The sequence below is a fragment of the Caldanaerobius polysaccharolyticus DSM 13641 genome (genome assembly GCF_000427425.1).
Lineage (GTDB): Bacteria > Bacillota > Thermoanaerobacteria > Thermoanaerobacterales > Caldanaerobiaceae > Caldanaerobius > Caldanaerobius polysaccharolyticus.
The window spans coordinates 4,857-30,864 of record NZ_KE386494.1; the positions used below are offsets into that span (position 1 = coordinate 4,857).

At 36.6% G+C, this 26,008-nt stretch carries 22 protein-coding genes and 3 pseudogenes; 18 read left to right on the forward strand and 7 right to left on the reverse strand.

The genetic code is table 11. The annotated features are described in order from the left end of the window. The 3 genes from CALPO_RS0101035 to CALPO_RS0101040 form a co-directional block, all read left to right on the forward strand. The coding region (locus tag CALPO_RS0101035; protein ID WP_035171933.1) for an endo-1,4-beta-xylanase at nucleotides 1-361 on the forward strand (361 nt) is incomplete at its 5' end. Between the two features lie 203 nt (nucleotides 362-564). Next, the gene (locus CALPO_RS14865) at nucleotides 565-642 is read left to right on the forward strand and encodes a hypothetical protein (protein WP_245589897.1); all 78 of its coding nucleotides are present in this window, start codon (nucleotides 565-567) and stop codon (nucleotides 640-642) included. A 48-nt stretch (nucleotides 643-690) separates the two neighbouring features. Beyond that, a complete protein-coding gene (locus tag CALPO_RS0101040; RefSeq protein WP_026485672.1) occupies nucleotides 691-1,146 on the forward strand; it encodes a carbohydrate binding domain-containing protein in 456 nt (151 codons plus the stop codon). Nucleotides 1,147-1,974: 828 nt separating this feature from the next. Here CALPO_RS0101040 and CALPO_RS14870 read toward each other — a convergent pair. Then, on the reverse strand, nucleotides 1,975-2,346 hold the full coding sequence (locus CALPO_RS14870; protein WP_051585762.1) for a transposase: 372 nt from the start codon (nucleotides 2,344-2,346) through the stop codon (nucleotides 1,975-1,977). 275 nt (nucleotides 2,347-2,621) lie between these two features. Between CALPO_RS14870 and CALPO_RS14995 the strand changes: the two genes are divergently transcribed. Then, complete coding sequence (locus tag CALPO_RS14995) at nucleotides 2,622-2,750, forward strand: hypothetical protein (RefSeq protein WP_281172742.1); 129 nt, start codon at nucleotides 2,622-2,624, stop codon at nucleotides 2,748-2,750. Nucleotides 2,751-2,936: 186 nt separating this feature from the next. Here the strand turns inward: CALPO_RS14995 and CALPO_RS14555 are convergent. Further along, nucleotides 2,937-3,056: pseudogene (locus tag CALPO_RS14555) on the reverse strand (hypothetical protein); the annotation flags it as partial. Nucleotides 3,057-3,258: 202 nt separating this feature from the next. Here CALPO_RS14555 and CALPO_RS0101055 point away from each other — a divergent pair. From CALPO_RS0101055 to CALPO_RS0101065, 3 genes are all read left to right on the forward strand, one after another. After that, nucleotides 3,259-4,506 carry a serine hydrolase domain-containing protein gene (locus CALPO_RS0101055; protein WP_245589869.1) on the forward strand — a complete coding sequence of 416 codons (1,248 nt, stop codon included), beginning with the start codon at nucleotides 3,259-3,261 and terminating at the stop codon, nucleotides 4,504-4,506. A gap of 263 nt (nucleotides 4,507-4,769) precedes the next feature. After that, nucleotides 4,770-6,287 carry a GH39 family glycosyl hydrolase gene (locus tag CALPO_RS0101060; RefSeq protein WP_026485674.1) on the forward strand — a complete coding sequence of 506 codons (1,518 nt, stop codon included), beginning with the start codon at nucleotides 4,770-4,772 and terminating at the stop codon, nucleotides 6,285-6,287. A 42-nt stretch (nucleotides 6,288-6,329) separates the two neighbouring features. Further along, complete coding sequence (locus CALPO_RS0101065) at nucleotides 6,330-7,775, forward strand: GH39 family glycosyl hydrolase (RefSeq protein WP_026485675.1); 1,446 nt, start codon at nucleotides 6,330-6,332, stop codon at nucleotides 7,773-7,775. 262 nt (nucleotides 7,776-8,037) lie between these two features. Here CALPO_RS0101065 and CALPO_RS14560 read toward each other — a convergent pair whose 3' ends face one another. Further along, nucleotides 8,038-8,343 carry a hypothetical protein gene (locus CALPO_RS14560; RefSeq protein WP_156940114.1) on the reverse strand — a complete coding sequence of 102 codons (306 nt, stop codon included), beginning with the start codon at nucleotides 8,341-8,343 and terminating at the stop codon, nucleotides 8,038-8,040. Beyond that, a complete protein-coding gene (locus tag CALPO_RS12935) occupies nucleotides 8,285-8,761 on the reverse strand; it encodes an IS110 family transposase (RefSeq protein WP_051585764.1) in 477 nt (158 codons plus the stop codon). Before CALPO_RS12935 ends, CALPO_RS14560 begins: the two co-directional genes overlap by 59 nt. A gap of 566 nt (nucleotides 8,762-9,327) precedes the next feature. Between CALPO_RS12935 and CALPO_RS12940 the strand changes: the two genes are divergently transcribed. The 10 genes and pseudogenes from CALPO_RS12940 (at nucleotide 9,328) to CALPO_RS12960 (ending at nucleotide 21,266) form a co-directional block, all read left to right on the forward strand. Next, nucleotides 9,328-10,353 carry a DUF4209 domain-containing protein gene (locus CALPO_RS12940; RefSeq protein ID WP_245589870.1) on the forward strand — a complete coding sequence of 342 codons (1,026 nt, stop codon included), beginning with the start codon at nucleotides 9,328-9,330 and terminating at the stop codon, nucleotides 10,351-10,353. A 69-nt stretch (nucleotides 10,354-10,422) separates the two neighbouring features. Then, nucleotides 10,423-11,346 (forward strand): nuclease-related domain-containing protein, encoded by a 924-nt coding sequence (locus CALPO_RS0101080; RefSeq protein ID WP_026485676.1) that lies wholly within the window; start codon nucleotides 10,423-10,425, stop codon nucleotides 11,344-11,346. A 378-nt stretch (nucleotides 11,347-11,724) separates the two neighbouring features. Continuing rightward, the gene (locus tag CALPO_RS12945; protein ID WP_281172711.1) at nucleotides 11,725-12,687 is read left to right on the forward strand and encodes an HD domain-containing protein; all 963 of its coding nucleotides are present in this window, start codon (nucleotides 11,725-11,727) and stop codon (nucleotides 12,685-12,687) included. A gap of 85 nt (nucleotides 12,688-12,772) precedes the next feature. After that, a pseudogene (locus CALPO_RS12950) lies at nucleotides 12,773-14,193 on the forward strand (ISLre2 family transposase). 464 nt (nucleotides 14,194-14,657) lie between these two features. Next, nucleotides 14,658-15,212 carry a hypothetical protein gene (locus tag CALPO_RS0101105; protein WP_035171938.1) on the forward strand — a complete coding sequence of 185 codons (555 nt, stop codon included), beginning with the start codon at nucleotides 14,658-14,660 and terminating at the stop codon, nucleotides 15,210-15,212. Nucleotides 15,213-15,591: 379 nt separating this feature from the next. Next, the gene (locus CALPO_RS0101110) at nucleotides 15,592-16,053 is read left to right on the forward strand and encodes a hypothetical protein (protein WP_026485679.1); all 462 of its coding nucleotides are present in this window, start codon (nucleotides 15,592-15,594) and stop codon (nucleotides 16,051-16,053) included. A 222-nt stretch (nucleotides 16,054-16,275) separates the two neighbouring features. Further along, nucleotides 16,276-17,277: a DUF4351 domain-containing protein gene (locus CALPO_RS12955; RefSeq protein ID WP_035171940.1), complete on the forward strand. Its 1,002-nt coding sequence runs from the start codon at nucleotides 16,276-16,278 to the stop codon at nucleotides 17,275-17,277. A 79-nt stretch (nucleotides 17,278-17,356) separates the two neighbouring features. Next, entirely contained in the window at nucleotides 17,357-18,496 is a 1,140-nt protein-coding gene (locus tag CALPO_RS0101120) for an FxLYD domain-containing protein (RefSeq protein ID WP_026485680.1), read from the forward strand. Between the two features lie 16 nt (nucleotides 18,497-18,512). Continuing rightward, complete coding sequence (locus CALPO_RS0101125; protein WP_026485681.1) at nucleotides 18,513-19,697, forward strand: S1C family serine protease; 1,185 nt, start codon at nucleotides 18,513-18,515, stop codon at nucleotides 19,695-19,697. A gap of 121 nt (nucleotides 19,698-19,818) precedes the next feature. Further along, nucleotides 19,819-21,266, forward strand: a pseudogene (locus tag CALPO_RS12960) (ISLre2 family transposase). Nucleotides 21,267-21,365: 99 nt separating this feature from the next. On the opposite strand, the gene CALPO_RS0101135 reads toward CALPO_RS12960, so the two are convergent. From CALPO_RS0101135 to CALPO_RS0101145, 3 genes are read right to left on the reverse strand one after another with little or no spacing between them, the layout of a single operon-like run. Beyond that, nucleotides 21,366-22,310, reverse strand: a complete 945-nt coding sequence (locus CALPO_RS0101135; RefSeq protein WP_026485682.1) for a multicopper oxidase domain-containing protein — start codon at nucleotides 22,308-22,310, stop codon at nucleotides 21,366-21,368. 12 nt (nucleotides 22,311-22,322) lie between these two features. Then, the gene (locus CALPO_RS0101140; RefSeq protein ID WP_026485683.1) at nucleotides 22,323-22,538 is read right to left on the reverse strand and encodes a hypothetical protein; all 216 of its coding nucleotides are present in this window, start codon (nucleotides 22,536-22,538) and stop codon (nucleotides 22,323-22,325) included. A gap of 15 nt (nucleotides 22,539-22,553) precedes the next feature. Continuing rightward, nucleotides 22,554-22,901 (reverse strand): hypothetical protein, encoded by a 348-nt coding sequence (locus CALPO_RS0101145; RefSeq protein ID WP_051585765.1) that lies wholly within the window; start codon nucleotides 22,899-22,901, stop codon nucleotides 22,554-22,556. Between the two features lie 891 nt (nucleotides 22,902-23,792). Between CALPO_RS0101145 and CALPO_RS0101155 the strand changes: the two genes are divergently transcribed. Beyond that, nucleotides 23,793-25,787: an FAD-dependent oxidoreductase gene (locus tag CALPO_RS0101155; RefSeq protein ID WP_026485685.1), complete on the forward strand. Its 1,995-nt coding sequence runs from the start codon at nucleotides 23,793-23,795 to the stop codon at nucleotides 25,785-25,787. The last annotated feature ends 221 nt before the right edge of the window (nucleotides 25,788-26,008 follow it).

The following is a 26,008-nucleotide window of genomic DNA, read 5'->3' on the forward strand; positions in this document are numbered from 1 at the left end:
GGATATACACGATAGTGAGTTGTTTGATAATTTAAAAAGGGCAATAGAGTTATATGCGTCGTTGGGAATTAAGGTCCAGATAACAGAGCTAGATGTATCGATGTTCGCATTTAATGACGATAGACGCGATATAGTGGCGCCTACTAGAGAAATGCTTGACATCCAGGCTCGGGTCTATAAAAAGCTTTTTGAAATATTCAGATCTTATAAAGATGTAATTACCTCGGTTACTTTTTGGGGAATTAGCGATAAACACACATGGAAGGATAACTTCCCAGTTAAAAACAGGAAAGATTGGCCGTTGTTATTTGATGAAGAACAAAAGCCTAAACCCGCTTTTTTTAGTATGATAAACTTTTAATATTGGATGATATATACTTCCCGGGTGTCCCAAGGTCTAAAGCAAAGAACAGAGCTTGTCATAGAAAATCTCGAACTAAAACTAAATGGAAAACAAATTGGAGGTATTGTACATGTTTTATGATTTGCCTTTAGAAGAGCTTAAAAAGTATATGGGCAAAAATCCATGGTCCTCCGGATATAGATGAATACTGGGACAATGCCATAAAAGAAGCAAATGAAATTGACTTAAACGTTAGGCTGGAAGAAATAGATTACCCTGTTGACACAATAGAAGCTTGAAAAACGGAGATATCGCGAGAAGTGAAAGATAATGGAGGAGGAGTGTCAATGAAAAAGAGAAAAATGTTGTCATTGCTGGTTAGTTTCATGTTGCTTATCACAGCCTTTATGCCGGTTAATAAGGTGGTGGCTGCAAAATTGCCAGATGCATCTGGTAATTTAAGCGTTAATCTGGTAGTTAACGGTGATTTTGAAAGCGGTAATATAGACGGTTGGACAAAACATGGCAATCCTACGTTGGAAATAACCAGTGAGCAAGCGATAGGAAATTATAGTCTGAAGGTAACAGGAAGAACTCAAACGTATGAGGGGCCGGCGTATGATTTATTAGGCAAAATGGAAAACGGAAAGACTTATAATATTACGCTCAAAGTAAGAGCTGTATCAGGGCAGATAGCGATGGGGCATCCTAATCCTCCAAAAATTACTGTGACTATGCGAAGAAAATACATACCCAATACAGAGGGAGGGGAGAAGGAGAAATGGAAAGTTAAATATAGGTAACTCATTCAGTATTTTATTACTGAATTGTTACAACTATATCTTACAAGGGAGTGATAAGAGATACGTAAATCATAAAAACATGATAGCGTTGATATGGGAACAAAGGCATTTTAAACATATATAGGCAAAAAATAGAGAAAGAGTGAGAAAACGTGAGCAATATTCAGAAAAAAAAGAAAAACAGCAAATATTCGTTGAATTCGGTCAAATTTGGACTTTGAAAATGTTTTTATAAAGAGTTAGATTAATACTAGCAACTTATTAAAGTTTTTTTAAAAAGACATTTAAAACAAGAAGAAAGGAGGAAATTATTAATTAACAAAGCGTAACAAAGAATTAACTAATAAATGGTATTTAAGCAATAAGTCGTTAGGAGGTGATTATTGATATATAAAAATATTTTGTAAAGTAATTTTGCACCGCCATACGTGTAATAAAATTAGATAAACTAAAACCAATGATATTATACAAGCTAAGCAATACAATGTCAAACAATAATTTTATTCTAAGTTTTACTCTATTTCGATTGTAATATGAGTGTTTTACAGCCAATATTCATATTTTTCGTACGAAACTTCGCAAATGAACGCGCCTCAATTTTAGTTAATTTAAATTAAAATTATATCAATAAAGGGATCAATAAAGGTAGGTAAATGCAAAATGAAGCGAATATCAAAGTAAAAAAAACACCAATATTAGGAATTCAGTAACAAATAAAGCATTTACAAGAGACAAAATATGGAGGAAATCAGAGGTAAATTTAAAAAAGACAAAACTTAATAAACCTATCCAATTGCTAAAAAATGTTAGGCATGTTAAATCAATATATTAAGCTAAAAGTTGTTTTAAAGATAAAGGATGGTCCACAGCTCCGAGCTTAGCTGTAATAATTAACCCTATGTGTTGTGTTATACACGCGAGTAAAATGTCTGCTTTAATAGTTTCAGTGTTTCTAAGCTTAAAATTATTTACAGACATGGATTCTTTCAAGTTAGCGATAGTTTTTTCAATGACAGTCCGCTTTTTATAGAGCTTAAACCATTTTTTAGAATTGCGAGGAATAATGGTGTTGGTTCTATAATCGGTATCCAGGAAAGTATGAAAAATTCTACCGCATTTAGAAGATGTACAAGGATGATCACATTCCAGGATATAGACAGTTTTACCATTTACCTTAGTTTTTCTAGCCTTAGGGCACAACCATTTGATTCTAGGAGCTCTACCTTAAAAAGATATTTATAATTATCAAAAGCATCGAAAGCAGTATCACCTAAGAAGTATCTATAGGAAAAATGAGGGTGTAGATTGAAAAAACTATCAAGAACCGGTATTAAAGTTTTAGAATCATACAAATCTTTAGATTCAGCGACGGAAGGAGCATTGTGAGCGTCAAGAGAATCATCATCGTAAAAGCGGATATGTTGGACAATGCCTAAGCCATTAGTAACGACAGCAGCTTTAATAGAATAGCAATAATGGCCGTTGATATAAGAGAATTTAGCATCAGGGTTAGAGGAAGCGGACTTAGGCATTTTACTACAGGCGTAGGAATGAGGATTAAAATCGGGGATAGATTTAGAAAGCTTTTTAGCATTGCGATATAGAGAATCGAAGAATTTAGGATTATTTTCCTTGACATAAGGTTCGAAGCCGGTAGTATCAACGACTAAGACATTAGAGAGGGTAGGACTGATAGCACGAGAAATAAGTTCAGTAATATTAACGAGATTATAGAAGAAAGATTCAAGGTCATGAAAGAAGAGAGATTTAAATCTAGAGAATTGAGAAATGGAAGGGACTCTGGAAAAACCGCAAAGTTCTCTCAATTCCTTAGAGAGATTAAGGATATGAACAAGCAACTGAGTAGTAGGGATAGAAAGGATTTTTTGAATAACAAGGGCAGAAAGCATGGATTCGAGGCTAAAATCCCTATGGCGACCGAGAGAAGAGTAGTAATGGTCGTAGAAAGAAGAAGGGATAAGTTCAGAGAAATTGATGAAAGAATCAAAAAGTTTATGGTTGCAATAAATTTATTTAAACCAGGCAAATGAAGTATTTTTCATTTGCCTGGAGGAAAGTGCTGTTTATACGTGTTGTGTACTTTTCTTTTTTATGAATTTTAAAATATTTATAAATCAAATAATAAATACTTATTTTAGAGTAATTAATATAAGGGAAGGAAGGATTGATAATGTGGCAAATTTTAGCGATTTATCAGCATTATTAGAGGGTTTTGTAACAAAAGGATTACCTGGTTGTGGGTGTGCTATAGCCAAAAATGGTGAAATTTTGTATGAAGGATATTTTGGTTATGCAGATTTAGAAAAAAGGAAACCTATAAATGAGGAGAGCGTTTTTCGCATTTTTTCTATGACTAAAGTGATAATTTGTACCGCTGCCATGATACTTTACGAAAGAGGTAAATTTTTATTAAGTGATCCAATATATGAATATTTTCCAGAATATAAGGAAACGAAAGTTTTTGTTAAAGATTCAAAAGGGAATGTATATGTTGAAAAAGCAAAGAATACTATGTTAATTAAACATGCTTTTACTATGGCAGTAGGTTTGCCATACCATTTTGGAGATTCCCCTACGGCAAATGAAATAAGAAAGGTGAAAGCAGAATTAAAAGAAAAATATGGGAAATATGATATTGTAACAGAAGTGAGGGCAATGGGATCAGTACCAGTTGCATTTGAACCTGGAACTCGTTGGCTATATGGATATGGCCATGATATAATTGCTGCATTGATACAAGAAATATCTGGAAAACCGGTAGGGAAATTTTTATACGAAGAAATATTTGGACCTTTGGGAATGGATAGCACAGGATATCGTTTTTATGGAGATATTGAAGAAAGGATGGTTTGTTGTTATAGGAAAAATGAGAATGGAACATTAGAAAGAGTTCAAGGAATGTTAGACGAATTTCATCAACCAGATGCTATTTATGAAGCTGGAGGAGCAGGTCTTTATTCTACGGTGAGAGATTATTTAAAATTTTCCCAAATGCTTGCTAATGGAGGATGTTATAAAGGACAGAGAATAATTGGTAGAAAGACTATCGATTTGATGAGAACTAATCAATTAAATGAACAACAACTAAAGGACTTTAATCATAATAATGTTTATTTGGCTGGATATGGATACGGTTTGGGAGTGAGGACTCTAATGAATCCAGCTGAAGGAAACTCAAATAGTTCTGTTGGAGAGTTTGGTTGGACAGGTGCCTTGGGTACTTATGTTTCGATTGATCCAAGTGAAGGTTTTTCTCTAGTTTACATGCATCAGATGATTCCTAATATGGAAGAGTATCACCATTTGCGTGTGAGATCAGTTGCATATGGTTGTTTGTGATGAGGAAGGTAACAAGTAAAAGCCAGGAATAAAACAGTAATTTATCTATTGTTTAGAGGCACTGTTATGTGATCAATTGTCCATTCATTAAGGCATAGATCTTGTATAGGATGAAGATGCATCCTCTAGCATTTTCCCCAAGGCGATATGAAGGAGTTTAAGGGCAAGACCCCAGAGAGGTATGATAGAGAATGTTGAGGGGATATAAATGATACACTATTGTTATTTGCGGTGCTACATTTATGAGAAGGAGGAAATGTTGAATGGTAATAGAAGTAAAAGTACCTCAAAAGGGAAGTTTATTTAAAAATAATTCGAATGTTTGTGTAGGAAGTGGAAGAATGGGACTGGCTCTGCAAAAAGAGTATATGGATCATCTAAAAATTGTACAAGAAAAGATACATTTTCGTTATATCCGTTGTCATGGATTATTTTGTGACGATGTAGGTATATATAGGGAATATTCAAACGATAACCAAACTATTCCTTTTTATAATTTTACCTATTTAGATCGGATAATTGATGGATTTTTAGAAAGTGGTATTAGACCTTTTCTAGAATTAGGATTTATGCCTGAAAAATTAAAGTCAGGTGATAGAACGGTATTTTATTGGAAAGCAAACGTCACTCCACCTTCTTCTTACGAAAAATGGGCAAAATTAATAAGTGTAACTTTAAATCATTTAATTGAACGGTATGGTCGGGAAGAAGTTATTACCTGGCCTATTGAGGTATGGAATGAACCAAATATAGGATTTTGGGCTGGGACAATGGCGGAATATTTTAAATTATATGAATATTCTGCTAAAGCAGTTAAAGAAGTGGATCAAAGAATTCAAGTAGGAGGTCCCGCAATTTGTGGTGTAAACACTGAATATTGGCTGAGATCATTTTTTGAACATTGTATTAAAAATAAGTTACCATTGGATTTTGTTACTCGCCATTGTTACACTGCAAATCGGCCAATAATGCAGCCATGTTCTGAATTTATTTATCATACTCTAGAAGAACCAACAAATATGATTAGAGAGCTAAAAGAAACTCGAGAAATTATGTCTGATTATCCTGAGATTGCACATTTACCGCTACATATTACGGAATTTAATAGTTCATATGTTCCACGATGCCCAGTGCATGACACAACTTTTAATGCTGCATATATTGCGCGTATACTTAGCGAAGCGGGAGAGTATGCAGATTCCTATTCATATTGGACATTTAGTGATGTTTTTGAGGAAATGGATGTACCACCATCTGTTTTTCATGGAGGTTTTGGTCTAATAGCATTGAACTCTATTAAAAAACCTACTTTTTATACATTTGAGTTTTTTTCAAAAGCTGGCAAAGAATTATTGTATCGTGATGAAAATATCATAGTTACTAAAGATAGTGATAAGTATGTGATTATTGGCTGGCATTGGCATGATGTGCGTGAAAAATTACCTGCACAAGAAAAAAAATATCGCCTACTTTTGCCAAGTATTGCACCACAAGTCTTATTAATAAAACGAGAAGTTGGTGGTTCTCATGCCAATCCTTTGCAAACATGGAGTAATATGGGTAAACCACGTACTCTTAATAAAGGACAACGGGAAATTTTACGCGCTTCTGCTGAACCTTTACAAACTGACAAAAAATTGTATCAAAATAACGGAATATATGAAATAGAAGTATCTATTCCATGTAATCATCTATGTATGCTTGAAATTATTCCAGTCAATGATATGACAAAGAATTATTTGGGATTTGATTTAAGAGAATTTTATGGTTTAGATTCATAATATTTATTTGAGTCTGTAATTTGAAAGAAAGGATGATGAAATATGAAGGTAACTTTATTTGCTGATAAGAAACAGGGGAAGATAAATAAATACTGGACAAATTGTGTTGGAAGTTGTCATGCTGCTACGGCATTGAGAGAGGATTGGCGCAAGCAGTTAAAGAAATGCCGGGAAGAATTGGGTTTTGAGTATGTGCGTTTTCACGGTTTATTGAATGATGACATGAGTGTTTGTTTGAGAAAGAGTGATGGTTCTCTGGAGTATTCGTTCTTCAATATAGATTCCATATTTGATTTCTTATTGGATATTGGCATGAAACCTTTTATTGAATTGAGCTTTATGCCAAGTGCGTTGGCTTCTGGCACCAAAACGGTATTTCATTATAAGGGAAACATTACCCCGCCAAAATCCTATGACGAATGGGCAGATCTGATTGGTGCGCTGGCTGACCATCTGGTTAGGCGGTATGGTGTTGAGGAAGTAAGAGAATGGTTTTTTGAAGTGTGGAACGAGCCGAATCTAGATATGTTTTGGGCTGGAACGATGGAGGAATACTTCAGGCTTTATCAAAGCGCAGCTCGGGCAATAAAGAAAGTGGACAGTGAACTGAAAGTCGGGGGGCCGGCTACGGCAATTGATGCGTGGATACCGGAACTGAAGGAATTTTGCAGTAAGAACGGAGTCCCTCTTGATTTCATATCAACACACCATTATCCTACCGATTTAGCGTTTGGTTTGGGGTCTGACATGGAGGAACGGATGGCTCGTGCAGGGCGCGGGGAATTGACTGTCAGGGCCAAAAAAGCGATAGAGGAAGCTTATCCGCTGCCGGTGTATTATACAGAATGGAACAATTCTCCCAGTCCACGTGACCCTTATCATGATATTCCTTATAATGCAGCGTTTATTGTAAAAACAATTATTGACAATATGGATTTGCCGTTGGGGTGTTATTCCTTTTGGACTTTTTCTGATATTTTTGAAGAGTGTGGCTTAAGTTCGGTTCCATTCCATGGTGGTTTTGGTCTGCTGAATATTCATGGGATTCCCAAGCCTTCCTATCGAGCATTCCAGTTACTGTCGAAGCTAAAGGGCGATAGATTGGAAACAGTTATTGATGAAGGAAGTCCCACGGTAGATTGCATTGCCTCTCGTAGCCAGGAAGGTATAACAATCCTGATATCCAATCATCAAGTTCCGTTGTCTCCGATACAGGTAGAAACAATCAGTTTTACCATTAAAGGGATAAGGGGAGTACGGTTGGCCTTTGTTGAACGGATTGACGAAATGCACGCGAATCCGAGGAGAGTATGGATAGAGATGGGAAGTCCCACTTACCTTGACCAGGAACAGATTCAGAAACTAATGGAAGCGTCAGAGTTGATAAAGGAACCTGTTGGCTGGATTGCCGATAATAACGGTATAACAATTGGTGTGGTTATTCAACCTCATTCTGTAGTGGCAATTTCGCTCCTACTTGAGGATTGAGTTACTTGAGCTGCATGTGTTTACGTTTTATAATAGGGCTGGCTGAAAAAAAGGGGTTCAAGAGTGTTTAGACCGCAGCAAGTGAAAACCTGCAACCGTTGTGATTGGGAAGGAAGAAGGAAGGGAGATTAAGTATGAAAGAAGGTTTAATCGGCTTTTCATATTTTTTAGAATGGTTGTAGCATATACAAATCATTTTATTATAATCATATTGCTACTTATAAGGCCAGCACTAGCGGCAATAGCCATTTTTACTTATCTGTCAAAGACGATATGCCCTGTTAGCAGCGGATTTAAGTGTTTTAGCAATTTCTTCAGGATTGCTCAATCTATTGTTGCCATGACTCAAGACAAAATCAACAAGTTCCTCCATAGGCATAACAGCGATCTCATCAGGAGTAAAAGAATCAAAAACAGAAGTAGATGCTGAGCCAAAGACGTCGCTAAAAGGACAGTCTTCCTTGTATGAAGAGAACTTGAGATAAAGCAGGTTTAAAGCTCTGCTCTTTTCACTGGATATTCTGTACCAAGTGGTATCTAAAGCGAGTAAGGCGCTGTAGGGCTGCATATTTAAAGTCAGGCATGGGAGTAGGGTTTACCCTACCGAATCTGACACAATCAGCAATGACTCTGGCATCAAAATCGTCAGTTTTAGGCAAATGAGTGTAAGCCTTTTTAAAGCCACTGACGACAGATGAATTCATGACAAAGAATTTAGGGTTAAAAGGTGCCAGGTCAGAAGAAAAAGCCAGGTGAAGATGGAGGTGCCATGCATAATGAGAAGTAGCTTCCATGCCAATTTTGACACAGGAAGCATCAATAGCTTTAGCATGGGAGATCACCTCAGAGATGATAGAATCAGCACCTGGGGTATCATTAGAAACCGAAAAAGGCTTCTTAATGAGGTTATTGCCATCTTGATCAATAAAGAAAACAGAATTAGATTGACTGCTGATGTCGATACCGACGAATAAAGTACTGGGCACGTAAATTCCTCCTTTCACAAAAAATTTGAGACCAGTACCAGGTTGATCCCTGACAGATTACCGAGAAACAGCCTCGCGGTATCAGAACTATGTCAATACCCATAGGATACACCGTATGGATGCTGAGATATACGGAAGAGTAAGACATGGACAGCAAGCGAGTTAGAACTAAACGAGTAATCCCAGGGGTGCAGTCTTTTTCGAGAAGTACCCTAAAGAAGGGTCTTCAGGGGAGATCCAGAGCGACCCTGAACCAAATCCTAGAGATAGTTTAACAGAGACAACCTGAAGAAGAAAGAGGGAATACGTGTAGTACAATACAAAATGCAGCAATCGAGCATACATCGCAGTGAGGATTATATGTTTGGTCGATGTGTAGTCAAGCCTAAAATGAACTCACTGCGTTCGAGCTTGACAACCCATCTTCCCAAACATAGATAGTAGCTATGCGATGTATGCATAGGTATCAAGTGGCACTTGATAGATTTAATCATGGTGAAATTTAATGAAATAATATTTAAATATCAAGGTTCTTTATTAATCTTGTTAAAGGTCGACCTTTTTGGTTGATTACAAATCATATTATACGAGGGGAGGCAGAGAAAGTAAAAAACATTCTGCTTAGTCTTGGCAATATGATTGAGAAGAAAGCAGAACAGGTTTCAGTTCTTGTTGGCCTTGCATGGTTAGAGGGTTTGTATCATCTTTATTTACAGCACGGATTAAAAAGTGAAGCTGATAAACTATCAGTTAAAATTATAGGATTGGGGGAGAAGAGAACTTTTGAACTCAAGAAGATAGAAACGTCAATAGAGATTCCTAAAAAAGAGCTTGACGAGTTTCTTAATAAACTGACCGAAGGAGATATAGAAACGGTTTTAGGGAGAATTGCTCTATATTACATCTCCAGGAAAAATGATATTGTAAAACAATTAAAAGACCTTTCTCAAAGTACTCCACTTTCTTTTCTTTTTGCTCGTAAAATACAGGACCATAGAGGGCGTGTGATTGCTAGTGTTGGTCCTTTGGAAGAAGATCTGGATGGAAATATAATATATCAGATCTCCCAAAACATGAGTTTTTCTGCTTTTTTCTTAAGGGATACAATAAAAATTTTAATAAATAAATTTAGTTTGAATACAGAATCTATCGTTAGCTATTTACTTGCATCTCCTATTTTTGAGAAGATAAGAAAAGACTTTCTTGTTAAGGGAATAAAAGCTTATTTAGCTGATGATTTCCTTGTTGCTTTGCATATTTTGATACCGCAAATTGAAGCTTCAATTAGAAATTTAGCAGAGAAGATAGGGACACCTATATTAAAACCATCTCGTTCAGGAGGATTTCATTATAAGAATTTAGATGATTTGTTGACTGATAAAAATATAATCAGTGTCCTGGGAGAAGATATGTGTCTTTATCTGAGAGTCTTGCTCTCTGATCCTCGGGGATGGAACTTACGAAATAATGTATGTCATGGTATAAGTCCTATAGAAACTTTTAATCAAATGGCTGCTGACAGAGTTTTTCATGTTTTATTATGTTTGGCCTTAGTGAAAGAGGAGAAGGATAGGTGTTTAAATATACCATAGACAAGGAAATATTGCAGTACATATAAACATTTAATCATGGCCAAAAGGAAAAAGTAGGGGGGAAGAAAAATGTTAGCCCGTTTTGTAGAACAAGATAAGGAAATAAAAAGGCTTTTTTATCGGAAAATCAAAGAAAAAGAAGAAAGAGAAAAACAAAAACATTTAGACAAGATTAGTGAAGGTTTTCTGGGGTGGTTTTTGGAACCTATTGCAGATGTTGCATATACATGGAGACGCATTTCTGAAAAAGAACAGGGAAGTAGCGGAGAAAATTCGGTTGGTTGGGCATTACATTTATGGCTTCCAGGCGATGCAGTTATTGTAAATGACCTTGTTTTAGAGGTAGAACCTGATGAGTTTATACAAGTCGATCACCTTGTGTTAAATACAAATGGAATTTTTGTATTGGAGACAAAATCATGGGATGGGGTTTTTTTAGGTACAAAAGATAAATGGCGTATGAAACAGGGGAATAAGTGGATTGAAGTTCAAAGCCCTACTAAACAAAATGAAAGGCATGTTAAGTTATTTAAAAAATGGTTAGAAGAAAATTTATCTAATTTATATGAGAAGGTTAAAGAACATATATATCCCATTGTTGTATTTAAGCGTGCAAAATGGATAAAAGCTAAAGATTGTAGCATGCCTGTTGTTATTGGAGGAATGGAGGCTGTTAGAGAGATTAGAAAAGTAAAAGGAGAAAATATATCTGAGCAGGATATTAATTTAATTATTGAAGCTGTAAAAAATGCTAAACCACTAGATCATGAAGAGTGGAGGAAAAAATATAGCGAAGAAAAGGAAAAAAATGAAGGGAAATACCAAGTCACGACAGGAAAAACTTCGACTGGTAAAATGTATGTAAGAATTGTGGGAAAGAAAAAAGATGCAGAAAAAGTTGCAGAGGAGTATAGGAAGCAAAATTATACAATAAGTGAAATAAGGCAAGATAAGAAAGATAAAAGTGCATGGTTTTTTATTATTCTTGAGTAATAAACGTTGCGATAGTAAGAAGGACCAATTCGCCTCAAAATATAGCCCGTTTCTTCCTAAAGAATTACAGGTTAAAATGCATGAGGCACATTATGTTGATATTGAAGGTGTACTCGATTTTTTAAATCGCTATTGTATTCGAGAAATCAGGCTATAGAACAAAGTGAAAGTGGCCTTTATCAACAGCCTAGAATACATATCAAGCTGTAAAAGAGAGAAAATGAAAATAATAAAGGGAGTGGTAAATTTGGGGAAAAGCGATGGGAAATAAGGGATCCAATTTATGGCTTTATAGAAATAAATGAATGGGAGAGAGACATAATAAATCATCCTGTTTTTCAAAGATTGAGAAGGATACGTCAGTTAGCGTTAACTGATATGGTGTATCCGGGTGCTGTACATACAAGATTTGAACATTCTTTGGGTGTTATGCATGTAGCTACAAAGATTTTTGACAATATTGTTGATCAATGTAGGGAGATGCTGGATTCAGAATACGGATATAAAGAAGATGGTTTAAACAAAGTAAGGACAATCATAAGGTTGGCAGCTCTTTTACATGATGTAGGCCACCCGCCTTTTTCTCATGCTGGCGAGAGTATAATGCCATATAAAGATAATGGTAAGCTTTATAAACATGAGGATTATAGTAGTGAAATAGTTAAGACTGTGTTTAAAGAATTGATAGAAGACCACAAGTTTAATAACAATTACGGCCTAAAAGCAGAAGATGTTGCTGCTTTTATAGTTAAAGATTATAAGGTTTTAAAACGGTACTTATTTTGGACAGACATAATAAGTGGTCAGGTAGATGCTGACAGAATTGATTATCTTTTAAGAGACTCTTATCATATCGGTGTACGATATGGGGTATTTGATCTTGATAGATTGCTAAAAACGATTGTATTGATTAATACAGACGACATGCCAATTTTGAGTTTTAAAGAAGGTGGACTACACGTAGCGGAATCTCTGATACTAGCCAGATATTATATGTTTACACAGGTTTATTTTCATCATACTAGAAGGGCGTATGATTATCATATTAAAAATGCTGTTAAAGAAATATTGGTGAGATCAGGATATAAGGATGGAAGGATGAAACGACCTGATGGTAAAGAAAATATATATGATTATTTAATGTGGGACGATTGGAAAGTCGGTAACCTGATAAAAGAAAATGCTGATATATATGATTGTGGTGCCATATTAAACAGAGACCATTATAGGTGTGTGTATCATACCAACGAAGTACCTAATATAAGTGATTTAGAAAAGTTTCACGTTATTTGTGAAAAGATAAGGAATGAAATTGATAACGGCAGTGTAAAATTTAAGTAGGTAATTTAAAAAGGAAAAAGGCACTCAAATGTAGAAAAAGACCTCACCGCAAAAAAAATAAAAATACAAAGGAGTGTGAGGTCTTATGTTAAATATTCGACACATAGTAGGTGCAGTCCTTCTTTTTTGTAACGGATTAATAAAAATAATCAGTGAAAGCAAAGATTTTTATGAACTCGAAAAAGGAGTATATGAACTTTGCCAAAAAGTTTGTAACCAGATTTTCGTATGGGCATTGGAGCAAATGGATACACGTTTGATGAATGAACGCGACCGTGAAACCTGGGAAGTAGTGGGATTCAGAAAAAAAGATGCTATAAGCACTTTTGGCGAATTTACATATAGAAGACGCCTTTACAGAAACAAAAAGACAGGTGAGACCAGGTTTTTGCTGGATGATCTATTGGGCTGGCCAATACGGGCAAAAATAACTCCAAGGTTAAGAGAGATAGTCGTGAAACTGAGATGTCTTTCAGGCGCGTTGCCGAAACTTTAAGCCAACTATTCCCCAATATCAGTACAATGACGATCTGGAAGATCGTTAAGGATTTAGGAGAAACTTTAAAACAAGAAAGTGAAGAAAAGAGGACAGCAATATTTGAAAAAGGTAAATTGCCTGAAGGGCAAAAAATTACATCAACCCTTTGTATCGAAAGCGATGGTGTAGTGATTCGACTGCAAAGAGCGGACAATAAGAGAGGAGAAATAAAACACATTGTAGCTTATGAAGGTAAAGAAAAAATAGGTCACGAACGGAAAGTTTTAAAAAACAAAATTGTAGTGAGTGGGTTAGCGGATAGCCAGACCATGTGGGAAGAAACCTATGCAAAAGCCGGGAGCAAATGGGATTTAAATCGCGTAGAAAAAGTATACATAGGAGGAGATGGAGCCGATTGGCCAAAAGAGGGATTAGAATATTTTCCAAGAGCAGAGTATCGGCTGGACCCATATCACCTTAGCAAGCATCTAACAGAGGCCTTGTGGTATGACGAAGGAATTTTCAACAAAGTATGTGAAGCTCTTTACCAAAGCGACTTTGAGAAGACCCAAGAGACGCTAAAAGAAGAGATAAAGAAGACGAAAGGGAGTCGTAGAAAGAAGCTTGCTGCACTTTTAGATTATCTCACAGAGAATTGGGAAGGAATAGCTGCGTTAAGGGAGGAGGAACGGCTAGGAACCATCGAAGGGCAGATACAACACAACGTAGCGCGACGGATGAAACGGTTGGGAGCCAGGTGGAGCACATCTGGTGGAGACAGGATAGCTCGGATATTAGCCGAGAGAGCCAATGGAGAGTTAGAGAAATATATTTTACGTTGGCCAATGGAACAGAGAAAGCTCAAAGAGATGGCGCAAATAAGGTCGGATGAGAGAAAAGGAGTTGAAGACATAGAGGAATGGCTTAGCGTATCTCTGCCTGCATTAAAAGGACCCTGTGCCAGTCGACCATGGGTAAAGTATGTATTAAAAGAATTAAGCCATGTAAGTGTTGCGGCGATCATTTAAAGATAGTTTGTACTGAGATTTGAGGGGAAGAGAGGAATGTAATAGGTTGAGAGAGATACCGGTCCAAGGTATCAGAGTTTTTTGAAGAGGACGACCGGTATGAGGAGCTATTGTTGTTTGTGTGTAATCAACAAATTACCAAATATGGAATGATATTTATATTTTCAACAAAAAGGTTTATGAAAAGCGGTGAGGTAGAGTTATTAGAAAATTTACCTACAAACTCTTGACACAAACAATTGATAACAGTTTTATTGACGAACCAGAGAGATCATTCTATAATTTAGATAATGATGACATAAGAATATTAAAAGAATATGAAAGTGGTAAAAAAGAAATCATACCTTTGTCTGAATTATCTAATGTAGTAAAAAATATCAAAACGGTAAAACAAAAGCGCATATATGTTAGATCTAGTGATAGAGATAAAGCGATAGGTATTTTGCGGCGGGAGGGTTTTATTGATGGAAAATAATGAATTTGTAAGATACGCTTCTATTGTGCATATAATTAGAGAAATGAATAAATCGGGGTACATATTAGGTAAAACAGCATTAGTTAAGTTGGTGTATCTGTTACAGGAAAGATATAATGTACCTATGGGCTATGATTTCAGTTTATATACTTATGGCCCTTTTGCGAAAGAGATATTAGATGATCTAGATTATTTATCATTTTTGGATGCTGCAAAAGTTATGTGGAATAACGGTGGATATAATATATTACCAGGTAAAGAATTAGTGATGGAGGATATAAGTGAAAAAGCAAAATCGTTTATTGATAAGTATGGAGCTACTATAAGTAATATAGTAAAAGAGTTTGGAAAATTACATGCAAAATCCCTGGAGTTAATCACAACTATACATTACGTTGTAAATGATTATAAAGAAAATAATATTAAGTTCACAAAAGAGGATATATCAAAGTTAATACATGAAATCAAACCATATTTTAGTCAACAGGATATTTTAAATAAAATTAATGAGCTGGAAACAGAGAAGTTGATTACGCTAGATTAGAAAGCATTGTTTACCATTATATTTAGAAGGCTATTATGACTGTGCATCATCACTTAGTTATGAAGACATTGGCGTTTTTTTTTTAGGGAATAGTCTGAAAGAGAGAGTAAATGTAACATTACCTATAAGCCTTTATGTCAATAAACAGATATAATTAGCGAGAGTTGCTGAATTGGCAAATTAAATTATTAATTAAATAATACCATGGGGCAAAAAATTTGGATGATTTGGTATTACAAATGCTATTCCAATTATAGGTTTGTCTTTTTAAAAATCAACGGACGATTATTTTAAAGACAAATTCCGTAAAGATGACAGCGATATCATCAAGAATAGAAGAATATTGATTACAAAACCATATTAAACAAGAGGTGATATGGTGAAATTTTTTGATATAATAACTAATGAGGAATTACTTGGGTATATCACTTCCAGAATAAACAAGGATCACAAAGAGGAGATGGGATATATAGATATTAAAAATAAGTTAAGAAAAGAATATGAGAATATGGAAAAAGAAAAAATCGAAGAAGAATATGAAAAATATAATTTAAATAGAATTGCCTTAGAATCTATGAATGTAGAAAATATTGCAATTGCTTGTATTTCAGCACTTGCTGTATTAATTTCCTTGCTTTCGTTGGTATATTCTATAAAAATTAATACAACTATTTTTATAATCGTTATTTCATTAGGTGTATTCTTTTACGTTATTATGGTACAATACAGAATAAAGAAAAAAGCTAAAGTTATGGCTTATTATAGCATCGTAATAGAAGTATTGGAGGAAATAAGAGAGCAAAAGAAAATGAATGATAAAAAGTTTGAACAATTAAGTTAATAAAATTTGTTTTAAACTCCTGTTTTACCATGTCTATAATGATGCTCTCTGGGACCATACAGAATATCTATAAAGTCTGTGTTTAACCGTTACGTATTCCAAGTTATACTATATGGCCTCATCATAAAAACCAATACTTAACAGTTTAATAGAGGTAAGTGTGCATTATCATCAACACAGATTATGGTATAATAAGATCAAAGAGAATTGAAGGAGATTATTATGGATGAGATAACCAATGATTGGCATAGTGATTTTTATGCAGCTATCAGAGAGATTTTTAAAAATGAAAAAGATAAAATTGATATAATACAAGAACAGTACCTATCAAAAGAACCACTGCGGATAGATGTGATAATAGTCAAGAAGAATGACGACTATGGTATTGACAAACAAATAGCGAGGATCTTTAAAAAGTATAACATCATAGAATATAAATCACCAGAAGATTATGTATCAATAGACGATTATTTTAAAGGTTTGGGTTATGCATATATTTACAAGTCCACGATGAATGATTATGAGAAAGCCAATAAAAAAGTTAATGACATAAAAATAGAAGAAGTGACATTAAATTTTGTAAGTAATTCCTATCCACGAAAATTAACTAAATTTTTGAAAGAATACGGCAGAAATATAGAAAAAGCTGATGATGGTATATATTATGTAAAAGGCGAATGGATATCAATACAGTTAGTGGTATTAAAAGAGCTGAAGAATGTAAAAGAGAATTATCCTGTAATATTATTAAGCGAGAACATATATTTTGGAGAAGCATTCGAAGAATTGCTAAAAAGCATAAATGACGTAAAAGATAAGGATGAGAAGATAAGGTTATTGGAAGCGGCTTTTAGGGTAAATATGAAGAAAGCTGTGGAGGTGTATAAAATGTACAGCGATAGAGTTAATGAAGAGACCCAGGAGTATATAATAAAGACATTAAAAGAGGCCAATCTCAAAATATATACAGAAGAAGAATTAAAAGAAAGAGAAAAAAAAGGCATTGAAAAAGGTATTGAAAAAGGTATTGAAAAAGGTATTGAAAAAGGTATTGAGAAGGGCATAGGCAAAACCTTAATAAGGCTTTTAACAAGAAAGTTTGGTGACATTTCCTCGGATTACAAAAAGAAGATAGAGAATGCCAATGAATATACCTTAACGGAAATAGTTGATCACATATTTGAGATTAATAAGATAGAAGATTTGGATGAGTATTTGAAGTAATATGTATTCCACCTTAATTTTATGGTGGTTATTTTTTGTATGAAAAAAATATGCTAAAGCTGTAATAGGGAGGACTTTTATGTATTGCAAGAATTGTGGCTATAAATTAGAAGATAGTCTTCGCTTTTGTCCTCATTGTGGAACTGCATTGGACAAGATATCTTCAGAAAGCAAAACCGCTGGTAATAAATACTGGCTTATCCCTTTTAGTTTTGCCATAATGATTGCCGTATCATTAACCGTTTATCTTTTTTACGAAATAAGGATCAACAGAGAAGTGGAAGCAATGCGAACAAGAGCAGAAGACCTGGCTTTGCAAGGAAATTTCGATATTGCCTTAGATCTTGTCAACCAGGGGTTGGCCCTGCGCCCTAATCACAAGGTGCTACAGCAGGACCTGGCTTTGATAAACTTGGGTAAAAATATAAAGGCAAAATTAGAGGATGCGGGGAAGTACGCTGACGCAAAAAAATTTGATATGGCTTTAAACTCCATTTCCACAGTTGAGCAAGATCTTGCTAATGGGCGTGGAGCGTACTTTGACATGCTGCGCAACCTCAGCGAAAAGTACAAAACACAGGTTGAACTAAAGCAGATTTACGATATCGCTAAAAGCAAGAACACCATTGACGATCTGGCTACTCTGTTATCGAGATTATCTTCTTTAAACAGCCCTGAAGCGAAAAATATCGATAAATTGATACGCCAGAAAATCGCCGATATTGCCTATTCAAAAGCCAGTGAGATGTTAAAAAACAAGCAGTACAACGACGCGTTGAACGTAATAGAAAAAGCCATGCAATATGACAGCTCCAATGCCAAACTTGTTTCATTTAAAAAAACCATAATAGACCAGAAAACCGCTTTTGAAAATGCGGAAGCCAGGAGGATGGAACAGGCCATGATTGCAGCGGCAAAAGAAGAAGCTATGAACAGGACCAATGCAGTTAGCGTATTAAATATCCAAACTTACACCGACGATTACGGGGATTTTGTGATAGAAGGAGAAGTCAAAAACATAGCCACAAAACCTATATACGAAGTGGAGATTTTATATAACATATATGATGCTGACGGAAATGCCATCGAGGACGGAAGTACATATGTATACCCAATTTATTTGCTGCCTACGCAGAAGGGAAGTTTTTCTAATGTGCACTATGGGATTTCAAACGCTGATCATATAAAAATAACTCAGATAAACTGGTATCTTGATTAAAAAGGAGTCAGTGAGAATGGGACAGGCTGCAAGAGATTCTGAAAAATCTTTGTTTGTTTCCTTAGTTGTTACGATTTTGATAATAGCGGCTGGACTTATTGTTTTTTATTTTTTAAGCAAGGAAATGCATCAACAAGTAATCACAGGCACCTCTAAATTGGGCTCTTTGAATACCTTGAAAAATTCGCAAACGGAAAATGCAAATAAAACAGCTGATATCAAATCTATCATATCGGATAATCAAAAAAAGGTTATGTACATTGAAGTCAATCGTGGGAGTAATGTGGTTACAGGCTCTGGTTTTTTATATGACACCAGCGGCGATATCATAACCAACGCCCATGTGGTGGAAGGTGCTTCCACGGTAAAAGTAAAGACCTATGATGGCCAGGTATATAACGGCACGGTTATAGGCAGGAGCAAAGACGTAGATGTAGCGTTGATAAGGGTACCTGAGCTTGCCGGCAAAACTCCCGTGAAAATATCATCGAGAAAAGGTGAAATCGGCGATCCTGTCATCGCCATGGGAAGTCCTTTGGGGTTACAGAATACAGCTACTACGGGGATAATAAGTGGCGTCAACAGGGATTTTACTATACCACCCTACGAGTACAAAGGGGTATATCAGATATCAGCTCCCATATCGCCTGGCAGTAGCGGAGGCCCATTATTGGATCAGAATACAGGAGAGGTTTTAGGTGTAAATTCTGCCGGTACTGTTGAAGGGGTGATAGGCTTCTCCATACCTATAAATCAGGTGTTGCCTCTCGTGGAGAACTGGTCGAAAAACCCATCAAAGCCTCAAAATGACCAATATGCCGATTATACTGCAGATCAACAGGAGGATAATCAGGATAGTCAGCCTATTAGAGAAAAGGCTGAAGCTTTGGTTCAGTCTTTTTATCAGTTCATTGATGAGCAGGATTATGTTACTGCGTATTCCCTTTTGGGTAGCGATTGGCAAAATAGTACATCATATCAAGCTTTTAGGACTGGCTATCTTAGAACAGAATCCGTTAGAATTTTAAACATTGTATCCCATGACAAGGACAGTAATCACGCAGAAGTTACGGTAATAATAGAAGCCCTGGAACTTACAGACCAAAATACCGAGCGGATAAGTCAGTATATGTGTACTTATATTGTAGGTTATGAAAACGACAAATTAAAAATCTTAAGTGGTACAGCCCGTAAGATTTAAGAATCTCTTATATCACTGTAGAATTTAAGCAGGTAATTTAAAAAGGAAAAGACATTAGAATGTAGAAAAAAGACCTCACCGCATAAAAAAACCAATAACACATAAAGGAGTGTGAGGTCTTATGTTAAATATTCGACACGTAGTGGGTGCAGTCCTTCTTTTTTATAACGGATTAATAAAAATAATCAATGAAAGCAAGGATTTTTACGAACTCGAAAAAGGAGTATATGGACTCTGCCAAAAAGTTTGTAACCAGATTTTCGTATGGGTCCTGGAACAAATGGACGCACGCTTGATGAACCAACGCGATCTTGAAACCTGGGAAGTAATAGGGTTTAGAAAAAAAGATGCCATAAGCAGCTTTGGCGAATTTACATATAGAAGACGCCTTTACAGAAACAAAAAGACAGGTGAGACCAGGTTTTTGTTGGATGATCTATTGGGCTGGCCAATACGAGCAAAAATAACTCCAAGGTTAAGAGAGATAGCCGTGAAACTGAGTACCGAGATATCCTTCAGGCGTGTTGCCGAAACTTTAAGCCAACTATTCCCCAATATCAGTACAGTGACAATCTGGAAAGTCGTTAAGGATTTGGGAGAAACTTTAAAACAAGATAATGAAGAAAAGAGAGCAGCAATATTTGAAAAGGGTAAATTACCTGAAGGACAAGAAATTACATCAACCCTTTGCATCGAAAGCGACGGCGTAGTGATTCGTCTGCAAAGAGCGGACAATAAGAGAGGAGAAATCAAACATCTGGTAGCCTATGAAAGCAAAGAAAAAATCGGTCATGAACGGCATGCCTTGGTGTGGTGAGTGGGCTAGCTGATAGCCAGGTCATGTGGGAAGAAACATACGCAAAAGTCGGGAGCAAATGGGACCTAAACCGAGTAGAAAAAGTATACATAGGAGGAGATGGAGCCGATTGGCCAAAAGAGGGATTAGAATATTTCCCTGGAGCTGAGTACAAGCTGGACCCATATCACCTTAGCAAGCATCTAACAGAGGCGTTATGGTATGACGAAGAAACTTTCAACAAAGTATGTGAAGCTATTTGCCTAGGCGACCTTCAAAAGACCCAAGAGACGCTAAAAGAAGAGATAAGGAAAACTAAAGGGAATCGAAGGAAGAAAGTCACTACCCTTTTAGATTATCTTACAGAGAACTGGGAAGGAATAGCTGCGTTAAGGGAGGGGGAACGACTAGGAGCCATCGAAGGACAGATACAGCACAATGTAGCGCGGAGGATGAAACGACTGGGAGCCAGGTGGAGTATATCCAGTGGAGACAGGATAGCTCGAATACTGGCGGAGAAAGCCAATGGAGAGTTAGAGAAGTATATTTTGCGTTGGCCTATGGAACAGAGAAAGTTCAAAGAGATGGTGCAGACAAAGTCGGACGAGAGGGAAGAAGTTGAAGACATAGAGGAATGGCTTAGGGTATCACTACCAGCATTAAAAGGGCCCTTTGCCAGTCGACCATGGGTAAAATATGTATTAAAAGAATTAAGCCATGTTAAGCGTTGCAGCGATCATTTAAAGATAGTTTGTACAGAAATTTCAGGGTAAGAAAAGGAAGTAAGAGGTTGAGAGAGATACCGATCCAGGGTATCAGAGCTTTTTAAAAGAGGACGATCGGTATGAGGAGCTATTGTTTTTTGTGTGTAATCAACAAATTACCAAATATGGAATGATATTTATATTTTCAACAACAAGGCTTATGAAAAGCGGTGAGGTAAAGTTATTAGAAAATTTACCTACAAACTCTTGACACAAACTTTCCTTTTCTCCACCGTTGAGGACATGCCACCTCACAGGATCTCCGCGATACGCTCTTGGAATGGGAGTTGCAGGGTCTCCGAAAACCCAGGAATCGTGATGAATTTCTTCACCTATGCAGTCCGGGCATACTTCCCCGTCCATGATCAATTTCATCCTGTTTCGCATCGGTTCAGAGCGGTAGTTAATGGAATGAGTGGCGCTTGGAGCTCCGGTCTCCGGGTTAACTGGCGTTTCTCCAAAGCGGTTTTTGACCGGAGACTCGTCATGAAATATGGTTACAAATTCCCGGTAATCGGGCAAGTAAGGGTTATGGATATCAGCAAAAACCCCGCTTTTCAAAGGCTGACCCGTTTGAGGATCCGTCCAGGTGCTGCCGGGTGGTTCCACGACAATGGCTCCGAACAACCCGTGTACATTGCTGCCCCTTTCCGAACTCAAGGGGTTCCCAAGATCGTTGAAGAGAAATGCCCCCTGGATATTTGCCTCCCATCGGTAAACCTTGGTTTCACCCGGAGCGGCTACCGTATTCGGGTTATCCCCTACAAAAGCCCCGTCAGAATCTAGTACCGAATAGGATAAACCTTTTACATTAATCGATGCGGGGAAATCGAGTTTATTCGTGAAGTGAATTTCTACGGTATCACCCTGGTTGACCCTTATTACCAAAGGCTGAACCAAATCCACGGGTTTGCCGGGATTTTCTTCAACCAACCGGCGCACCAGTTGTTCATTTTCGGCCAGAACGTACATAAGGCCATTTTGATCAAAATCACCGAATTTATTAAATACAATTGGAATCTGAATGGCAGCCACATCAAACCGTCTCAGCATGAAATTCCCCCTCTATGAAAAGGTTTCTGGTATTTCTCCGGGTTGTTTTTCAGCATAGATTGCGGCAATATCCCAGTACTGTATGCAGAATACCTTACCTTTCAATTCTACCTCAGAGACATTAACCAATTTTTCCACCATAAAAAACGGGAATTGCTCCATCATAACAAGGGCTCTGTTTCCGACTCTGCCTTTAAGCTTTCTTTCAAGTGTCTTATTATATGTCATTTATCTCAGCCTCCTTTAGTAAAGCGGAAATCGCGTTTCTCTGTCAAAAGGCAAGAATGTCACTACCTGCACCAACGGTATTATCAATGGTGTCGGAAATATAAATTCCGGTGCATTGGACATTTTGATGTTAACATCTCGAACTTCCACATACTGATTTGACACTTCAGATACCGTTGCACATATAACCGGCCTGAATACCTGTCCCAGGATATTCAATTGCCGGGGCTTCAATATTAATAAAACCGTCTTATTTTTATATTTTTCGATTTCATTGGCGGTATAGGATCTGTCCAGAGAATCTGTTGTAAATATAGGGTAGGGTATCGATTTGTATATCTCCTTCGAAACTCCTTTAGGCACCTTCGCCACTCTCCTTTTAAATATCTTAGTTTTACGTTGGTATCTAATACAATTGTGTTAAAGCTACTCTAAAATTGTACCAAATAGTGGTGAAAAAATAGGCCACTTTAATCGAGAATTCCTGTATGATTACGTTGTCCAAGCATCATCGTACAGGAGGAAAGGAATTGATCAAGATGCACAGTTAGAATTATCAGAAAAATGAAAATGTATTTTATGGAAGCTAAGTAGATACTGACAAAGGGAGGCTCAGATTAAAGTTCCTTAATCTATATTTTTGATAATGGTTTTAATTTATTTTCTGTGTTCACATTTGAAGATTATTACAATTTTTTTGATGATTTTTGTTGCAGTATATACACTTTTAGTTAAGAATATTGGCAACAAAAATAAATTTGAAGGCTTAAACAAAAGTATATTGATGTCTATACCGTAAAACGAACTAGGAAGGAATTTCGCGGTTTGTGTAGAAATAATGTAAAAAGCGTTAGGTGTACTACTCGGCTTGCGAAGGTTCAGATTAATGCTGACAGTTACAATAGCAATTGCGTCGGTGTACTCGATAGTAATGGTATGCAGGAAAGTATTAGGTGCGATACAGGGACCTATTTTGGGAAAAAAGGTAAACCAAGAATTGCTTGATAAAATATATGGACCATTTTTTCAGATTTTTGTATTTGTTATGGCAATATCAATATAAATGCTAGAATAAAAATGAGCCAAACAAAATACCAGTGACGAATACAAATATGAAAGAGGAGCAACATTAAACATACATGTCCGAAGTGTCGAAATGCCGTATATGGAATTGGTGCCCACGCTGCAAAAGCGTAAAGAAGGAATTTTATAATCTGTATAGAAGTAATATAGATAGAGGGAAGGTGATAGTAAATGTATAAGAAGCTTTTCGAACCTATTAAAATAGGTAAAGTTGAGCTTAAAAACCGCATTGTTATGGCGCCAATGGGAAATCTCGGCTATTCAGACACTGATGGATGTTTTAACAAAAAAGCTTTTGATTACTTCATTGAAAGAGCAAAAGGCGGGGTAGGTTTAATAATCACAGGTGTTTCAAAAGTTGAAAACGAAATAGAAAAATTTATTCCAGGTACAGCACCAACCCCTGCAATAAACCCCGGCAGGTTTATTCAAATAGCAGGTGAGCTTACTGAAAGAGTTCATGCTTATAATACAAAAATCTTTTTACAACTAGGAGTGGGATTTGGAAGGGTTGCAGCACCGTCACTTTTGCTTACCCACCCTATTGCACCATCGCCAGTCCCGAACTATTGGAAACCAGATATAATATGTAGGGAGCTTACGGAAAAAGAAATAGAAACGATAATCCAAAAGACAGCGGAGGCGGCGTTTATTGCAAAAGAGGCGGGATTTGATGGCGTTGAAATTCACGCTGTTCACGAAGGGTATTTGCTTGATCAGTTTGCAATTGCACTTTTCAACAAGCGCAAAGACAGATTTGGCGGTGATTTACGAGGGCGGTTGACGTTTGCAACCGAAATAGTAAGAGCAATAAAAAAACTGGTTGGACAAGACTATCCAGTGTCCGTCAGATTTAGTGTAAAGAGCTTTATAAAAGGCCTCAACCAAGGCGGGCTTGCTGATGAGGTATTTGAGGAAAAAGGAAGAGATGTTGACGAGGGGCTTAAAGCGGCAAAGATATTAGAAGAAGCGGGGTATGATGCATTAGATGTGGACAATGGATCATATGATGCATGGTATTGGGCACATCCACCTATGTATCAAAGCAATGGTCTAAACATTCCATATGCCAAAAGGTTAAAGGAAGTTGTAAAAATTCCAATAATGCTAGCTGGAAAATTGGATGTTGTTGAATATGCCGCAAAGGTTGTAAACGATGATATAAGCGATATGGTAGCAATAGGAAGAGGTTTGCTTACCGACCCGTATTGGCCTAAAAAAGTATTGAAAGGCGACATTGAAGACATAAGGCCGTGCATTGGCTGTCAGGTTGGTTGCATCGGTAGGATCATTCAACCAAGACCGCTTTGTTGTGCGGTAAATCCCACTGTTGGCAGAGAAAAAGAATATGAGATAAAGCCTGCTGATATAAAAAAGCGTGTTATGGTTGTCGGCGGTGGAGTTGCGGGAATGGAAGCGGCAAGGGTGCTCGCACTACGTGGACATGATGTTGAGCTTTATGAGAAAAGCGAAAGACTTGGTGGGCATCTTATCGAAGGTTCGGTTCCGGACTTCAAAAAAGACGATGCAAGGCTTCTGAGTTGGTATAAGTATCAAATAAAAAAGCACAATATAAAGACTTATTTAAATACCGAAGTTACAAGAGAGCTCATAGATTGCAAAAAACCGGATGCAATAATTATCGCAACAGGATCTGAACCTATAGTTCCAAATGTTAAAGGAATTGATAGCAGTAATGTTGTGCTAGCGACAGAACTTTTAGGTGGGGTAAAAGAAGTAAAAGACAGGATATTGGTTGTTGGCGGCGGGCTTGTTGGTTGTGAGCTTGCGCTATGGCTTGCAAAACAGGGCAAGAAAGTTACGCTGATAGAGATGCAAAACGATTTAATGGTAAGCGGTGCACCTGTTGCGCACGCCAACAGAATTATGTTAATAGACCTTCTAAAGTTTTACAAGGTTGAAATCCTGGTGAATACAAAGCTTGTTGAAGTTAAGAACAATGAAGCCATAGTTGAAACAATGGGCGAGAGAAAAGGCATATCTGCTGATACGATAGCTCTAGCAGTTGGGTATAAGTCAGACAAAAGGTTGTATGAAGCGGTTTCCAAGGATTATCCAGATGTTTATCTCATCGGTGACTCCCGGGAACCTCAAAACATAATGTATGCTATTTGGGATGCCTATGAGGTTGCACATGAGATATAAGAGCTAATAAAATCGCCCTTTTGGGGATAGGTATTTATAAAGCCTATCCCTATTTGTGTATGTACGTCATGAGTGTGATCTAAGTGGAAAATGTTTACAGTGTTTTAAGGAGTTATTTTGTTACTTTTTTAAGTTATTATTTGAGAACTAAATTTCAGTTTAAAAAATATAAAAATTGTCCAAATACATCATAAATCTTTTGTCATATAATACTATTAGAC

Coding starts and splice junctions, on each gene's coding strand:
- CALPO_RS0101040 (WP_026485672.1), top strand. CDS start 691: ATGAAAAAGAGAAAAATGTTGTCATTGCTGGTTAGTTTCATGTTGCTT.
- CALPO_RS14995 (WP_281172742.1), top strand. CDS start 2,622: ATGGCCGTTGATATAAGAGAATTTAGCATCAGGGTTAGAGGAAGCGGA.
- CALPO_RS0101055 (WP_245589869.1), top strand. CDS start 3,259: ATGAATTTTAAAATATTTATAAATCAAATAATAAATACTTATTTTAGA.
- CALPO_RS0101060 (WP_026485674.1), top strand. CDS start 4,770: ATGGTAATAGAAGTAAAAGTACCTCAAAAGGGAAGTTTATTTAAAAAT.
- CALPO_RS0101065 (WP_026485675.1), top strand. CDS start 6,330: ATGAAGGTAACTTTATTTGCTGATAAGAAACAGGGGAAGATAAATAAA.
- CALPO_RS14560 (WP_156940114.1), bottom strand. CDS start 8,343: ATGCAGCCCTACAGCGCCTTACTCGCTTTAGATACCACTTGGTACAGA.
- CALPO_RS0101080 (WP_026485676.1), top strand. CDS start 10,423: ATGTTAGCCCGTTTTGTAGAACAAGATAAGGAAATAAAAAGGCTTTTT.
- CALPO_RS12945 (WP_281172711.1), top strand. CDS start 11,725: ATGGTGTATCCGGGTGCTGTACATACAAGATTTGAACATTCTTTGGGT.
- CALPO_RS0101105 (WP_035171938.1), top strand. CDS start 14,658: ATGGAAAATAATGAATTTGTAAGATACGCTTCTATTGTGCATATAATT.
- CALPO_RS12955 (WP_035171940.1), top strand. CDS start 16,276: ATGGATGAGATAACCAATGATTGGCATAGTGATTTTTATGCAGCTATC.
- CALPO_RS0101120 (WP_026485680.1), top strand. CDS start 17,357: ATGTATTGCAAGAATTGTGGCTATAAATTAGAAGATAGTCTTCGCTTT.
- CALPO_RS0101125 (WP_026485681.1), top strand. CDS start 18,513: ATGGGACAGGCTGCAAGAGATTCTGAAAAATCTTTGTTTGTTTCCTTA.
- CALPO_RS0101135 (WP_026485682.1), bottom strand. CDS start 22,310: ATGCTGAGACGGTTTGATGTGGCTGCCATTCAGATTCCAATTGTATTT.
- CALPO_RS0101140 (WP_026485683.1), bottom strand. CDS start 22,538: ATGACATATAATAAGACACTTGAAAGAAAGCTTAAAGGCAGAGTCGGA.
- CALPO_RS0101155 (WP_026485685.1), top strand. CDS start 23,793: ATGTATAAGAAGCTTTTCGAACCTATTAAAATAGGTAAAGTTGAGCTT.